We start from the raw sequence: 15,105 nt of genomic DNA, 5'->3' as shown, positions 1-15,105 counted from the left end.
TATGTCAGATTCAAAATTTTCACCAGTATGGCCGGGACCCTGTGTTCTGGTTCCTATGGCAGCTGATATTTTGCTTATCAGTCGTATTGATTATGATTCAGAAACAAGATGGTCCAGTGTAAAGGACAATTATTATAATCTGGCTTCAGGGGTACTGCCTGATCAGCCGGCTCCTTTTGGTACAAAAGACTGTCCGGAACCGGGTATTCATATCATGTGGACACTTCCTTACACGATGCGAAGAGGAGAACAGGATGAAAAAATTAATGAAGTAGTTTTTCCGAATGTTCCTAACAGGTGGCTTATTACCCGTTTTGAATATCCAAGAAATATAAATGATGATAAAATTCCCAATGGGACTCCCATAAATGTCGCTCCTGTTATAAAGGATAATGGGGTTAATGTATTAAAGAGTGATGATCTTTTTGATTTAGGCGATATTCCTAATGATCATAGCCAGTATCCTTATCCTGAAGATATTTATACTCCTGTAAGAGGGATTGGTAAAAGTTACAGACTAAAAGACTGGACAGGTGAAGCGACAGACGGAAAACCATTTTTAAAAGCAGTAGGCCCCGGAGATGTGTCATGGTCTGTTGCATATGATAATGTAACCAATGTTTTTTCACTGCACGATATCCCCGGCGAAGATAAATCAATATTTACCTATTCAATTGTGGGTTGGTATGCTGATCCCGAAGATGATATTTTAGCCGACATGCCCGCTGAAAGTAACGAGGTTTGGGAACAAACCCTGAGAGAAAAATATTCATGGTCTGTAGGCGATGGCACCGCTGATGTTGAAGATGCTGTAAATGCCTGGCTTTACTGGCAGAAGACTCATGGCCTGCAGGGAGTTTTTGATCCGGATGCCATTAATCTTCCTGAGCAGGCTAAAAATGCAATAATTGCCTGGCACAACTGGCAGAAGCAATACGGAGATACAAACAGCCCTGCGCCTTTGGCAGCACAAACCATCTGTCATTCTATGGTAGCAAATGTAGTATGGGAAGGTTATGAAATTGCTTATGGATCAGGTGCTCCGGGCGGCGGTATTGCATTCCCTGACGTTGCTATTGGTTCTAATGCTATAGAGGCGATATCTGCCTATATGTCAAATAAAGTAGCAGAAGAACATGGCCAGGAGCCATTTGTACATGATATAGAAAGGGCATTAGAAGCTTTTCAGAGAGACCTTATTTTTGATCTTGATAAAGATCCGGTAAGGGTAGAAACCCTTTTGCATAATTCCAGGTTTGAAACTGCTTATGCAGGTCAGGAATGGATAGTAGTAAATGCAGAGCAGGGTGGTGCCAATAGTGTAATGACCGGAGGCCAGCAGACAATTGATCTTACTCAAAAGGATACAGAAACCCTGATTAATTTAAATACTTTACAAAGCGAGGTTAACAGTCTTCACAGGCTTATTGCCAGCCAAAGGACAGAACTTTTTTCTTTAAGTCTAAAAAGTGCTTTCAGGAGAAATACTGCTGTTAGCCAGAGTCTGCAGGCAATCTCTGTAAATCTTGAGGATAATATTAAAAATCATCAGACTAAAAGTGAGAATGCTGTTACTATTTCAATAATGCTGCAGGAATCACTTGGGTCAGATTTTGTTGTAAAAGCTGTAGACCTTGAGCCTTATACATCTCCTAATGATCCTGTAATTATGGTAGCGGGAGTCGGACAGGATACAAAACTATCGGATCCGACAGAATTTGATGATGGCAGCTTTTTAAGTGTAAGGATAACGGGGCAGACCATAATATCCATTGATGTTACTTATAGTATAGATAATGTGGAGTATAAACAAACCATTGGGGCACATCAAATTTTAAATGCTGCAGCCATGCCTTTATGGAATGCCATTCCTAAAGAAGTAATGGATTTATGGGTAGAGACATTACTGCTGGATCAGAGCTGTGCAAGACTTATTGCTGTGTTATTTTTTAATATGTGCGGGGTTGCGAATCCTTCGAATGAACAGATTAATCCATTAGCACAGAAGATTAGAATGCAGCAGACTGTTATATGGAATGACCCCAAAACTTTGGAATGCCATGTGCAATCCTTAGCCGATATTGCTAAGTTTAAAGGAATAATTCCGTCAGCAGTAGGAGTTGCTTACAGGAGAGTACAGCCATGGTCTCCAATTTATATAGATTGGAGTATCAGATGGAGACCTGCGGTGTTAAATGATGCGCAAAGACTTGGTTTATGGGAATTGGGAGATATAGATTATGACTGGATGGGGAACCAGATAACACCTATTCAAAATTTTCCTCCTTTTATGGGACGTGCCATTTTAAATGCTAATACCGCACGGGTAATTCAGGATAAGTTTGAAACCTTTACCACAGATAGTAATTATGACTCATCAACAATACCCTACTATATAAAAGAAGATCTTAAAGCTGCAGCCCGTAAAATATCGAAAATAGATATGTTAACCCAGTCAATGAGCGGGCTGATGAAGCAGCTCACTACGATGCTTATTTCTATAAACACTTATCCCGAAGATGCTGATATAGTTAATTTATTGGGGAATTCAAATTCCAATTTCAGGCCGGTAACAGGTAGTTTTGGTTCCGCCAATCCGCAGCCTTTTTTCCCAATTCCGGCAGGTCATTTTGAAGTAATGGATATTTGGGTGGTGGATTCTTTCGGGCAGATATTAAGAGGCGGACAGCAATCGCCTATACCGGATATATACTGGTCAGAAAGCCTTACCACATCTAGCCCGAACTATAGAGGAAATACTGAAAATTTTGGACAGCTGCGGCCAAGGCTGGCACAGCTTGCTAAGGTAAGACTAAACCTCCTGCAAAGTGATAATGACAGGATAAAAAGCAACTCTTCGGATCTTACCAGCCCCATCTGCGGATGGGTAATGCCTAATCACCTTGACAACTCCTTAATGGTATTTAATGCGGAAGGAGAAAACATGGGAGCTGTTATTAAAGTAGGGCAGGAAAGCAGGGATGATCAGACAGGAAGAGGTTATAGTATACGATGGGATGCTGTTCCGGGCAGTAATGCTGCATTAGGGGCACCGCCTGCATTAGTTAATGAGCATTTACAGGCTTTTATAATGCGTTTATTAGCAACAGCTCCCGAAGGATCAGTAGCTTATGATGATCTTATGTCTTCTATTGATGATTCACTTTGGACAATGGAAAACGTTGGCAGTCAAAATGGTAACTTATCTATATTATTAGGAAGACCTCTGGCTGTAGTACGTGCCGAAATAGATTTATCGCTTTCAGGTATGCCGTTATTTAACCAGAGCTGGGGCGAAACAGGAAGGTACTACAACCAAAATGGTACCTACAAACTTACACTGCCTGATTTCTGCAAAGTGCCTTTTACCGTAAGGGTAGGTGACAATAATGTAGAAACCAACGGGGTACTAGGTTATTTTGAAGCCGATAATTATGATACTTTTTATGCTGTTCATGGAGCAAACGGGCAGACGGTAAGAGTAAATGAATCACTTTTTAAAGATGCTGCTTCTAATAGCAGTCTCTTTAAGCTTATTGATGATGGTAAAAAAGTAAGATACAAAACCAGCTATGTAAAAACCGGGCATAAAGTATCACTTGCACCCAATAATGAAACCGTAAAACTGACCCTGCTGGTTGACCCGTCAGGAAATATACCCGTAATTTCAGGCAGTTTACCAGCCGTATCAGTGAGTCTTCCAAACGGACCTGTATCTATAGCCTTAAATAATCTAAAAGCGACCTTTAGAGCCGGACCATTATTACTGGACCCGGCAAGAATAAAAATGCCAACCCCGGCTGAGGTAAAAGGAAGCTGGTCATGGATGGCAAGAAAAGATGTAACCAGCTGGAACGAGGAGACAGCCATAATACCTTCCACTCCGCAAGCTGTGCTAAATTCGGCCCCGCCTTCACTCATTGAAGGATGGATAGTGTTATCGGGTTCTAATGCAACAAATAATTAACTTAAGTAAAGAAAGTGATGGTAAATTCAAGTATTTTACAATATTCTTTTGAGCCTAATGAAGTTTTTATAAGTACTTCTGTCGATCTTACGATGATCATTACCAACCCTGCAGATGGTGAGCTTATCCATTTTAGAGGAGGGATTCGTGGTGATAGTATTGAGATCTCTTTCCCTATGGGGAATACCGATACGGACTTAGTAGAAAACTTAAATTTTGATACAAGAGTACCGTCTGGTATCACCTGCGGGAAGTCTTCTATGGGAAATGAATTTATTGTGAGATTTACTAACAATAATACAAAACTACAGCCCGGGCAGCAGTTTGAGATTACTTTTTTGGCTGTGCCTGTTAACTCTAAATACAAGCCTTCTGTTCCGGCGGTCATTAGAATAAATGAAAATCTGATGGAGGAGGGTGAGGCTTCTGTAAACATATCTAAACATGCTAATAATACATTAGATATTATCGCATGGGTAAGTCCGTCAACCATAGCCTTAAATGGTTCCGCCAGACTTTACTGGCAGTCTGTAGGGGGGACAAGAGTAGTGATTGCACCTTTTAACAGTGGTGACAGAGTATTTCCTGTGGAGGGGCCGCCGCCAAGTCCCGGCAATACAATGGTTACTATACCATCCCGAACAGAATCCCAGCGTACTTATACTGTAACCGTATTTACATCAGACCAGCGGCATACACAGGTCCCTGTAACCTTAACACAAAACCCGCCTTTAATTACAACATTCACCAGTAATAAAAGCGGCTCAATAAAAGTCGATGATTCTATAGAACTGGATTGGTTTTTCCTGTGGGGAGCATCGTCGGCTGTTAATTCAAATTCAGGATTGGAGTTAAACAACCCTTCGCCGGGTATTACAGTTAATCCGGGGAATGAAGTGCAGCAGTTTTATAGAAGTAATTATGCCAATATGCCATCTTCTGTTTACTATGAACTAAGTGTAAATGGTTTTAAAAATATAGCAGCAAAACGGGTAAGTATAAATTTACTGCCCGTACAAATGCTGTATTTTAAATATGCCAGAAGAGACGGTAATACATTAAGTGGTATAGTAAGAAGTTTTGACTGCCCGGAATGGAGAGCCCAAAGGCTGCAGATAATTGGTAATACACTGGCAATACTTACTTTGTACCAGCCGGGAGGCAATACAGAAGTGTATTATCTGGGGGATGGAGATACAACACACCCACAGGTGCAGTTTTTTGATTTTACAAGTAAAGGCGATGGTGTGTATGAGCTGTCATGGGTTACGGCAAATCTTGTTAAGCTTGAATTAAACCCGGGAGAGGATATTGCGACAGATAAAATTAAGGAGGGAACGAAACAGGTTACCCTTTCTTCGTCAACGACCTATATCTTAAAAGGTACAGCTCAGAATGGATCTGTTATAACCAGTCATCTAGATGTAATAGTTTAAATATGAATAAAAATACCGTAGTTGATTTAGTATTACATTATCCGGAAGAAAAAGCAGAAGAAACCGCCTTGATTTTTTTGGATGGATATGGTGCAGAAAAAAAACAATTTACATTTAAATCGCTTAAGGAAGGCTGTCTGAGTGCAGCATACAATCTCCTGCCTGACGTTACTAGTCGTGACATTATACTGATAGCCATTGAAGACGAAGCCGATTTCGTTCTTGGTTTTTTTGGGAGTATGCTTGCAGGATGTATTCCGGCACCACTGGCACCAATAAGGAAATCAGGAAATAAACAGGGTTATGAACGTATCCTTGAAATTGTAAAAAGAGGGCAGTCTAAAAGTGTACTGGTAGAAGATGCACATTATAACACCCTTATAGAAGTCCTGAAAAATGAAAATTTGGGAGATGTAAAAGTATTTACTATAGATTCACTTAAAGATAGAACAGTACCGGTTACATTACCTGAAATAAGTGCAGATGATATTGCCTATGTACAATATACATCGGGGTCAACTTCTGTTCCAAAAGGCGTCATGCTCAGGCATAAAAATGTTATGAATAATATGGCAGAGATGCTGCGTATTTTCGCCCGGTCGGAGAGTGTAAGGCTTGCAGGCTGGATTCCGTTTTATCACGACATGGGACTTGTTGGTCATTTGTTTTCTGTATTGTATGAATCGGGATTTGCTGTTTTTCTGCCGGCACATTCGTTTATATCTTCCCCTCATTTATGGCTGGAAACCATAAACAGGTATCAGGCAGATACAGCGGCGGCACCAACATTTAGTTTTGAGCATTGTGTACGCAGGATAGACGAGAGCAGGGTTCCTGATTTAAGCTGCTGGAAATACGCTTATGTTGGGTCTGAGACGGTATCATTACAAATATTAGACGAATTTTATAATAAGTTTAAAACTAAAGGATTTAAAAGAAATACTTTCAAACCGGTTTATGGACTGGCAGAAGCCACATTACTCGTGGCAGGAGGAACAGAAGGGCTTTCTGAAATAGAAAACAGTATCTTTTGGAATGAAGTGGGCGAAAAGCAAAAAAGACCTTTACTGCCGTACCGTATAAACAATAAAGGCACTATTAAAATTGTGGATATTGCCAACGGAGAATTATGTAAGGAAGGAATATCTGGTGAGATATGGATTGAAGGGGCATCAAATTTTGAAGGTTATCTGGATAAGATACCGTATACCACTGATGAGATTACACCTGTAAAGACAGGTGATACAGGTTTTGTTTTAAATGGTTTTCTGTACATCACAGGACGTATAAAACAAATAATCATTGTAAGAGGGGTTAATTATGATGCCGAAGATTTGGAAACGTGCAGTCGTTATATGCTGACCGAACTAAAGACAAATGATCATACCGTTTGTGTTTCCCACGCAGATGGTACAAAAGAAGAGTTTTATGTATTTCAGGAAGTACACAGGCATACCAACAGGGCAGAGCTCGATAAAATAGCTTTACAAATTAAAGCCAATCTGGCAGAAGCTTACGGAATAGTACCCAATAAAATCGTATTTACGGCACAAGGGCTTATCCCTAAAACCAGCAATTATAAGATCGCAAGAAAAGAATGTCTCAATCAGTATTTGTCAGGCAGAATGCAGATTATACACGCAGAGGACGATGCTGTAGAAATAGAAAATTCAGCTGATGATCCTGTAGTGATAGTGGGGATGGCCTGTCGTTTTCCGGGAGGAGCCAATGATCCCGATAAGTATTGGGAACTGTTATCCCGGGGTATTGATGCCGTATCAGAAGTTCCGGTAAGCAGATGGAATAACGAACTTTTTTATGATACAAGAGCTGCAGTACCGGGAAAAGTGAATACTAAGTGGGCCGGATTTATTGATGATATCGACCAGTTTGATCCTGCACATTTTGATATTTCTGCAGCCGAGGCACCTGAAATAGATCCGCAGCAAAGACTGCTTATGGAAACTTCCTGGAGGCTTTTAGAAAATACTGGTATCAAAAAAGCAGATATTGCAGGATCAGGTACAGGAGTTTTTATTGGAATGTCTACCAATGATTATTTATATATGAAAATAAAGCTGAGTTCCGGAATGGAAGGCTTCAATGCTTATTCGGGACTTGGCAATTCTAATAGCGTAGCAGCTAACAGGCTTTCTTATTTTTATGATTTTAAAGGGCCTAGTTTAACGGTAGATACAGCTTGTTCCTCATCATTAACAGCTTTACATCTGGCAGCGCAGGCCATTTTAAATGGTAACTGTACACAAGCTATAACAGGGGGAGTAAATGCAATATTATCGCCGGGGCCTACTATTACTTTGTCCCAGTTTGGAATGATGTCTCCGGAAGGAAGGTGCAAAACGTTTGACGCAGCTGCCGATGGTTATGTAAGGGCAGAAGGATGCGGACTCGTAATGCTTAAAAAAAGATCGGCAGCTGTAAGAGACGGCAATAAAATACTGGCAGTAATAGCAGCCACAATGGCAGGACAGGATGGAAAAAGTCCCGGAATTACCTTTCCAAACGGAAAAGCACAAAACCAGCTTATAGAGCAAACCTTAAAAACCGCTGGGTTAAAGGGGACTAATATAAGCTACGTTGAGGCTCACGGTACAGGAACAGCGTCGGGTGATCCTATAGAAATGGAACAGATACGGAAACAATATGGTGCAGGTACCAATACATGTTATGTAGGGTCGGTTAAGGCCAATTTAGGCCACTTGGAAGCAGGTGCCGGAATAGCAAGTGTAATCAAGACCGTGTTAATGCTTCAGCACAAACAAATACCGCCGCAGATACATGTTAAAACATTAAATCCGCAGATACAATTAGAAAATACAAGACTGAAGTTTACTAAACAATTAACCAATTGGGATATTGATGATAATGAGGTTCGCAGAGCTGCAATCAGTTCTTTTGGTTTTGGCGGATCTTTAGTACACGCTATTCTATCTGAACCTGAAGAACTGCCGGCCCCTCCTGAAGCGGTAACTTATTATGATCATGCGCAGCGTCCGTTTGTTTTTTCCGCAGTAACAGCACAGGGGGTAAAAGATCAGGCCGAAGTTTTGCTCGAATGGGTAAATGCAAATCAGGAAATGTCTGTAAAGGATATTTGTTATACCCAGTCAAAATCAAGATCTGACCTGAAGTATCGCAAGTGTTTTATGGTCAATTCGATACAGTCTTTAAAAGACAAACTGATAAACTTTTTGAATCTTGGAGAGGACAGTAAAGCGATTTCTCCTTCAGAGGTATGTTTTGTGTTTACAGGACAGGGCGAGCATTATCTTCATATGGGAAGAACACTATATCTTAGATTCCCGGTTTTTAAAACTGCTTTTGACAGATGTGCCAAAGTTATAGATGAAGAAACAGGTAACGGTTTCAGTCTGGCTTATCTTGCTTTTGAAGAAAAAGACACAACATTCTGGCTGGACAAATATATGCAGCCCATTCTTTTTGCCGTACAATATTCTTTAGGGATATTATGGCAGGAATGTGGTGTAATGCCGCATTACTTAATAGGACACAGCCTTGGTGAATATGCCGCTGCCTGCCTTTCAGGCTGTTTTGAGCCCGAAACCGGAATGGCAATTTTATCAAAACGCGCCAAACTTACAGAAACGCTTTCCAACAGAGGTATGATGGTAACTGTTTTTGCTGATGCCCAGGAAGTAGCCAAAATCATGGATAAAGAGCAGGTTAAGATAGCAGCCATTAACAGCGATAAAAAAACAGTAGTTTCAGGTGACATGACTGCAGTAGCTGCTGTTGTCGAGCATTTTAGAGGGCTCGGAACAGAAACTTACCATTTAAAAACATCTCATGCTTTCCATAGTCATCTTATGGAGCCTATAGCTAAGGAACTGGAGGAATATAGTAAACAATTTAGTTTTAAAGAGCCTCAAAAGAAATGGATATCTTCCTTAAAAGGAAAAGTAATGCAGGAAGCGCCTAAGGCAGATTACTGGGTAGAGCATTTACTTAATACCGTAAACTTTAAGGCTGCGGCAAATTTACTTCCCAGGGATACTAATATTCATTTTGTTGAAATTGGCCCCGGAGCAAGTACGCTTGTGGCAGTTAACGATACATTAAACCTTACTAATGCTATGCTGTTGAGGTCGCTCAATATTAAGAAAGGTGAGAGGACCGAAGATTATTTCTTCTATGATTCAGTAGGTAAACTTTATCAGTCGGGGATAAATGTAAAATGGGACGCCATTACCGAAGGACATGCGTACCCGGATCGTTTACCCGGACAGAAATTTATGCACAAATCCTACTGGATGGCCGGAATAGATGCCGACAAACTTTCGGAGTTTGCCAATCCTTCTCAGGGGGGGACAGTTTATAAGCCGTCTGTTAGTGATGAGGTATCTGTTACATATACTTATCGTCTTAAATGGAAGGAAGTTAAAGCTGTACAAAGCTCTTCTTTGTTAAAAGACACTAATTGGATTATCATAGGTGAAAGCAATACGTTTGTTGAGAGTTTAGTATGTGAATTAAAAGAAAATAAAAACGATTTTTTCTGGATAAAAGTCGATACTAAGGACACTTTTATTAGTAAGGTCAAGCCCGAGTTTAGTGTAACTGCTGAAACAGAAGCCACCGAATGGGCCGGGATTATTGATAAAATAGTAAACTTTAAGAGCCGTGATGGCAGTACCGACTGGAAACTGGTATTTGTAACAGCAGGAAATAACATAAGAGATACTGAATTCGATATACCCACCCTGGAATATGGAATTAGCAATGGTACCGGACTGCTTATACCTTTAATGAAGGCACTTAAAAAAAATGCCCTTGTATTACCAGTATGGATAGTTACCAAACAGTCACAGCAAATCGATAAAAAACAGATAATAAACCTTAAACAGGCTCCGGTTTGGGGTTTTTCAAAAACCCTGTTTCTGGAGCATCCTGAATTAAGAGGCGGACTTATAGATATTGACGATCACACTGTTCCATCTGCTGTACTGCACAAAATAACAGCTCCGGCAGCTGAACGCAGTGTGGCCTTAAGAGATGATAAACAGTATATAGAATATATTGCACCATTTAAAAAGAAAGCATTACAACAGGATATTGAATTGCGTGCTGACGGTGCGTACATTATTACGGGAGGTTTAGGAGGTTTAGGCTTAAAATGTGCCAACTGGCTGCTTACCAAAGGAGTAAAACATTTGGTACTGATAAGCAGAAGAAAACTTCTGCCAGCACATCTCTGGCCCGCAATTCCCGAAGACAGTCCTGATTATGGTACTATCCAACAGCTTTTGGTATTGCAGGATAAAGGAGCTGTAATTGATATTGCTGCCCTGGATATAAGAGATAATAATGGACTGGAAGACCTGTGCAGTGACCTGAATAATAGAAATATTCCGGTAAGAGGAATTATCCATGCGGCTGGAGTAAACTGGTTTTCAAAAGTGATGGATCTGGACAGGGAAGCATTTTTAGAGACGCTTAAAACAAAGGTTTCATCTTCATGGGCACTGCATCAGCTGAGCTTAACGATGGATTTAGATTTGTTTGTACTGTTCTCATCCGTTTCAGCATTATGGGGATCGGTAGAATTAAGTCATTATACAGCAGCAAATCATTTTATGGATATGCTAAGTCTTCACAGACATCAGCACAACTTACCGTCTTTAAGTATCAATTGGGGGCCGTGGGCAGAAGTAGGCATGAGTGCTGAAGATAAAGAATCAGATCTGCTTAAGAAGCTGGGATTTAATTTAATGTCTCCTGATGCGGCCCTCGCAGCTATGGAAAGAGAGCTGTTCTTAAATGAACCTCTTTCATTGATCGCTGATATTGAGTGGCAGAAATTTGGCACTTTTATAGATTTTTCATTGCAGCCATCGCTATTTTCGGAAGTCTTTACACATGATACAGAAGAGCAAAAACTTATCAGTGGCAGCATTAAGTTAATATTGGAAAGCAGCCCTGAAAAGGCAAGAGAATTAATAGAAACGGCTGTTAGAATTAAGCTTAGAAATGTAATGCTTATAGAATCGTTTGATAAGATTGAAGGTGACCAGCGATTTAACTTTTTAGGTATGGATTCACTTATGGCAATACATTTTGCTGCAGAGCTGGAGCAATATTTTGGCTGTCAGCTGCCCAATACGCTTGCCTATAATTATCCAACCATCAATGCAGTGAGTGATCATATATTTTCTCTGTTATACAAACAGGAAAATAATCATCAAATCAAGGCCGAAGAGGATATCAGGGAACCGGAATTAATGCAGACAACAGAAGTAAAGGAAGATTCAGGAAGTCTGTTTAAATTAATAAAAAAGGCAGATGAAAAAGCAAAGTTAAAAATATATTGTTTTCCTTATTTGGGGACAGGTTCATCAGTTTATGAAAAATGGGGAGCTATGTTTGAAAAGGATGTTGAGTTAATTGCCATACAGCCTCCGGGACGTGAAGAGCGAAGCGATGTAAAACCCTTTATCTCTATGCCGGAACTGATGGAATCACTACTGTTTCATTTTGAAGAACCCGAAGAAGACTTTATATTTTTTGGACACAGTTTTGGAGCACTCACGGCTTATGAATTTTATACAGCTCTAAAACAAAACGGCAGGAAACTGCCTTGTAAATTGTTTCTTTCTGCCTGTGAAGCACCTATAGAACCTTCAGAAAGCAGGCTGCATGAATTGTCTGATATTGAATTTATTGAAGAAATGGTCGTTAAGTATGAAAACTCAAAAAATGTACAGGCAAGGAAAACAGCCCTTAATGATACGATTTCACTTGTAAGGGCAGATGTACAGATACTGGAAACTTATGTCTCTGTAAAAGAGCCTATAGACATTCCTGTTGTCGTAATGGCAGGAACTCACGATCGTATTGCCGGAATCGATAAGGTAAAAAACTGGATAAGTCTGGCCGGAAGTAATTTTTCGATTTATTATATAAACGGAAGTCATGAATTAATTAAAGATCACAGTAGTGAAATAGTTGAAATAATTAAAAAAGAAGCAAATTATAACACAACAAAATTATACAGCCACTTAGAAAATTAATAGTATTAGAGAACATCATGAAACCTGAAATTAAAAAAGATAATAAACCATGGTATAATTTTGGCGGAGGGCGCTACATGGGGAACCAGCCTTTTTTTTACGAACGTGAAAAATTACCATGGACAAAAATTATGGAAGATAATTGGGAAGTTATCAGAGATGAGGTTGTTGGGCTGATGATAGAGAAACCCCAGAATCTTAAGCCTTATTTTATTAATAAAAGCATGTCGTTTCCTCCTAAAAAATGGAAGACCATGGGAATTTATTTCTGGAAGTTTGTCATAAAGGAAAATTATAAAAAATGTCCTGAGACTATAAAAATATTAAAAACCATACCGGGTCTTACTTCTTTTTCCTTAAGTGTTTTAGAACCGGGTTCAAATATTAATCCACATCAGGGCGATACAGATGCCATTATACGCTGTCATGTAGGTATAGATATACCGGGGACTCTGCCTGATTGCGGTTTTCAGGTAGGCACAGAAATAAAGCCATGGGCAAATGGAACAGCCCTGCCATTTTGCGATGCACATACACATACTGCCTGGAACCATACTAGTCAAAAGAGGCTTATACTCATTCTGGATGTAATGCGTGAAGAGTATGTCGGGAAACAGAATTCAATCTGTGCACATGTATTGGCTTCTTCAGCAATTCAGATGCTATACCAAAAATATCCTTTTTTCAACAAAAGAAACGGATACGTCAAAAAAGGGCTCTATCATTTTATAAGAATATTTGTTTTAGGCTTTCTGCCTGTACAAAGGTTCTTTGCATTTTTGTAATGGGATTTACATTGTATCGTATAGATTAAATATTTAAAACGGTTACAGAACTATAAATTACGGTCATCTTCGGGGTTTTACAGATTTTCGTTTTTGGTCAGCACTGATTTTATAGCTTCCAAAAGGTCATGCTGTTTGAAAGGTTTAGGAACATAGGCATTCATACCGGCTTCCAGACAGCGGTCCTGTTCCCAGGCAAAAGAATGGACAGTCATGGCAATAATAGGAATGGTACTCTTCATTTCATTTCGGATGTATGCTGTGGTTTGGTAGCCGTCGCGCTGGGGCATTTGAAGATCCATGAGCACGAGGTCATAACTGTTGTGTGAAAGAAGTTCAATACCCTGATCGCCGTTGTCGGCTATATCTATTTTAAATCCGAATCCCTGAATAACGTTTAAGGCAAGTTTTTGATTTAGAGGATTATCCTCACAGAGCAGTATGTTAATTGTGCCCAGTTCATTTATGATTTCAACTTCAGAATGCTCAGGTTTATAAAGTGCTTTTTTATAGGTTGCTGTAAAGTAAAATTCTGATCCGCTGCCTTCACGGCTTTTTACCAAAATCTCTGAATTGTGCAGTTCTACAAGCTGTTTTACAATGTTGAGACCAAGTCCTGTTCCGCCAAATTTTCTGGCAGTACTTTCCTCGGCCTGAGTGAAACGTTCAAAAATAGCTTTAAGTTTTTTTTGAGGTATCCCTATGCCGGTATCTTTCACTGAGAAACGAATCTGATAGCTGTCATCTGTCTCTGCTATTTTTTTTACCGCAATCGTCACTTCTCCTTCGGGAGTAAACTTAAGGGCGTTGCCGGCCAGATTTACCAATATCTGGTTAAGCCTGCCCTGATCGCCGGAAATTATTTCAGGAAGTTCTGCGTCCAAATACAGGTTAAACTCCACTTCGTCGCGGACTTTTACCTTCAAAAGGTCGTAAATATGCTTCAGTACATTTTTCAGGTGAAATGGCTGTTCTTCGAGGCTGAGATTTCCAGATTCAATTTTGGAAATATCTAAGATATCATTAACAATAAGAAGCAGGTTTTCTCCGGCAATCTGCACGTCTTTTACAAAACCATGCTGTTGTTTATTAAGGTTCGTGGCCGCCAGCAGCTCTGTAAAACCAATTACGGCATTAAGAGGTGTTCTGATTTCGTGGCTCATATTAGCCAGGAAATTCTCTTTGGCCGCTACGGCACGTTCGGCTATTTTTTTCTGACGGCCAAGCTCACTGTTTTTATTGCCTAACTCCAGAGTATTAATGACGTGTCTGGCTACAATGTTAAGGGCATTTCGTTGATTTTCATTAAGTTGTCTGGGCTGCTGATCCACGGCACATAACACTCCAATAGGATAACCATCTGGAGTGATAATGGGCATTCCGATATAAAATCTTATCTTATAACCGTCCGTTACGTTGGGATCATTTTTGAAGCGCTCGTTGAGCAGGGTATCCGGAATCTCTACCGGCTTAGAGTCCATGATAGTATAGCGCGAAAAAGTAACTTCCCGCGGCACTTCGGAAATGTCAAATCCTATTTTAGATTTGAACCACTGCCGGCTTTCATCTATAAAAGATATGTAAGCTACAGGTACCTCGCAGATGTAGGAAACAAGTGCTGTGGCATCATCGTAAACATGATCAGGAAGTGTATCTAGTATATTATAGCGTTTTAAGGCTTCAAGGCGCTCAGCTTCATTATGGGGAACCGGCATTGTGGCAGCATTCATGGCAGAAAGATAAAAATGTATTATGAAAAAAATAAATGTACTGATTATTTTTTACAGTGAATGGATAAGCGATGGAATTTTAAGTTTTTGTATGCTTAGATAACTAAATTAAAAAGCACTAATAGATAATTCTTACAC

At 39.9% G+C, this 15,105-nt stretch carries 5 protein-coding genes; 4 read left to right on the top strand and 1 reads right to left on the bottom strand.

Annotated features, from left to right (window positions below):
- The first annotated feature begins 1 nt into the window (after nucleotide 1).
- Genes ACODST_RS03090 through ACODST_RS03075 form a run of 4 tightly spaced genes read left to right on the top strand, consistent with a single transcriptional unit; the run spans nucleotide 2 to nucleotide 13,237 of the window.
- On the top strand, nucleotides 2–3,967 hold the full coding sequence (locus tag ACODST_RS03090; RefSeq protein ID WP_488930648.1) for an RING finger protein: 3,966 nt from the start codon (nucleotides 2–4) through the stop codon (nucleotides 3,965–3,967).
- Between the two features lie 17 nt (nucleotides 3,968–3,984).
- Nucleotides 3,985–5,403, top strand: coding sequence for a hypothetical protein (locus ACODST_RS03085; protein WP_488930647.1), 1,419 nt, complete (start codon nucleotides 3,985–3,987; stop codon nucleotides 5,401–5,403).
- A 2-nt stretch (nucleotides 5,404–5,405) separates the two neighbouring features.
- A complete protein-coding gene (locus tag ACODST_RS03080) occupies nucleotides 5,406–12,452 on the top strand; it encodes an SDR family NAD(P)-dependent oxidoreductase (RefSeq protein WP_488930646.1) in 7,047 nt (2,348 codons plus the stop codon).
- 17 nt (nucleotides 12,453–12,469) lie between these two features.
- On the top strand, nucleotides 12,470–13,237 hold the full coding sequence (locus tag ACODST_RS03075) for an aspartyl/asparaginyl beta-hydroxylase domain-containing protein (RefSeq protein ID WP_488930645.1): 768 nt from the start codon (nucleotides 12,470–12,472) through the stop codon (nucleotides 13,235–13,237).
- A gap of 77 nt (nucleotides 13,238–13,314) precedes the next feature.
- Here the strand turns inward: ACODST_RS03075 and ACODST_RS03070 are convergent, their stop codons facing one another.
- Nucleotides 13,315–14,967 (bottom strand): GAF domain-containing hybrid sensor histidine kinase/response regulator, encoded by a 1,653-nt coding sequence (locus tag ACODST_RS03070; protein ID WP_488930644.1) that lies wholly within the window; start codon nucleotides 14,965–14,967, stop codon nucleotides 13,315–13,317.
- Between the last annotated feature and the right edge of the window lie 138 nt (nucleotides 14,968–15,105).

The organism is Flavobacterium sp. FG19 (assembly GCF_057809475.1).
Note: the sequence above shows the minus strand (reverse complement) of the source record. Positions and strands in the feature narration are given on the sequence as shown.

Bases quoted from the DNA above. Each gene is read 5' to 3' on its own strand.
- ACODST_RS03090 (WP_488930648.1), top strand. From the start codon at position 2: ATGTCAGATTCAAAATTTTCACCAGTATGGCCGGGACCCTGTGTTCTG.
- ACODST_RS03085 (WP_488930647.1), top strand. From the start codon at position 3,985: ATGGTAAATTCAAGTATTTTACAATATTCTTTTGAGCCTAATGAAGTT.
- ACODST_RS03080 (WP_488930646.1), top strand. From the start codon at position 5,406: ATGAATAAAAATACCGTAGTTGATTTAGTATTACATTATCCGGAAGAA.
- ACODST_RS03075 (WP_488930645.1), top strand. From the start codon at position 12,470: ATGAAACCTGAAATTAAAAAAGATAATAAACCATGGTATAATTTTGGC.
- ACODST_RS03070 (WP_488930644.1), bottom strand. From the start codon at position 14,967: ATGAATGCTGCCACAATGCCGGTTCCCCATAATGAAGCTGAGCGCCTT.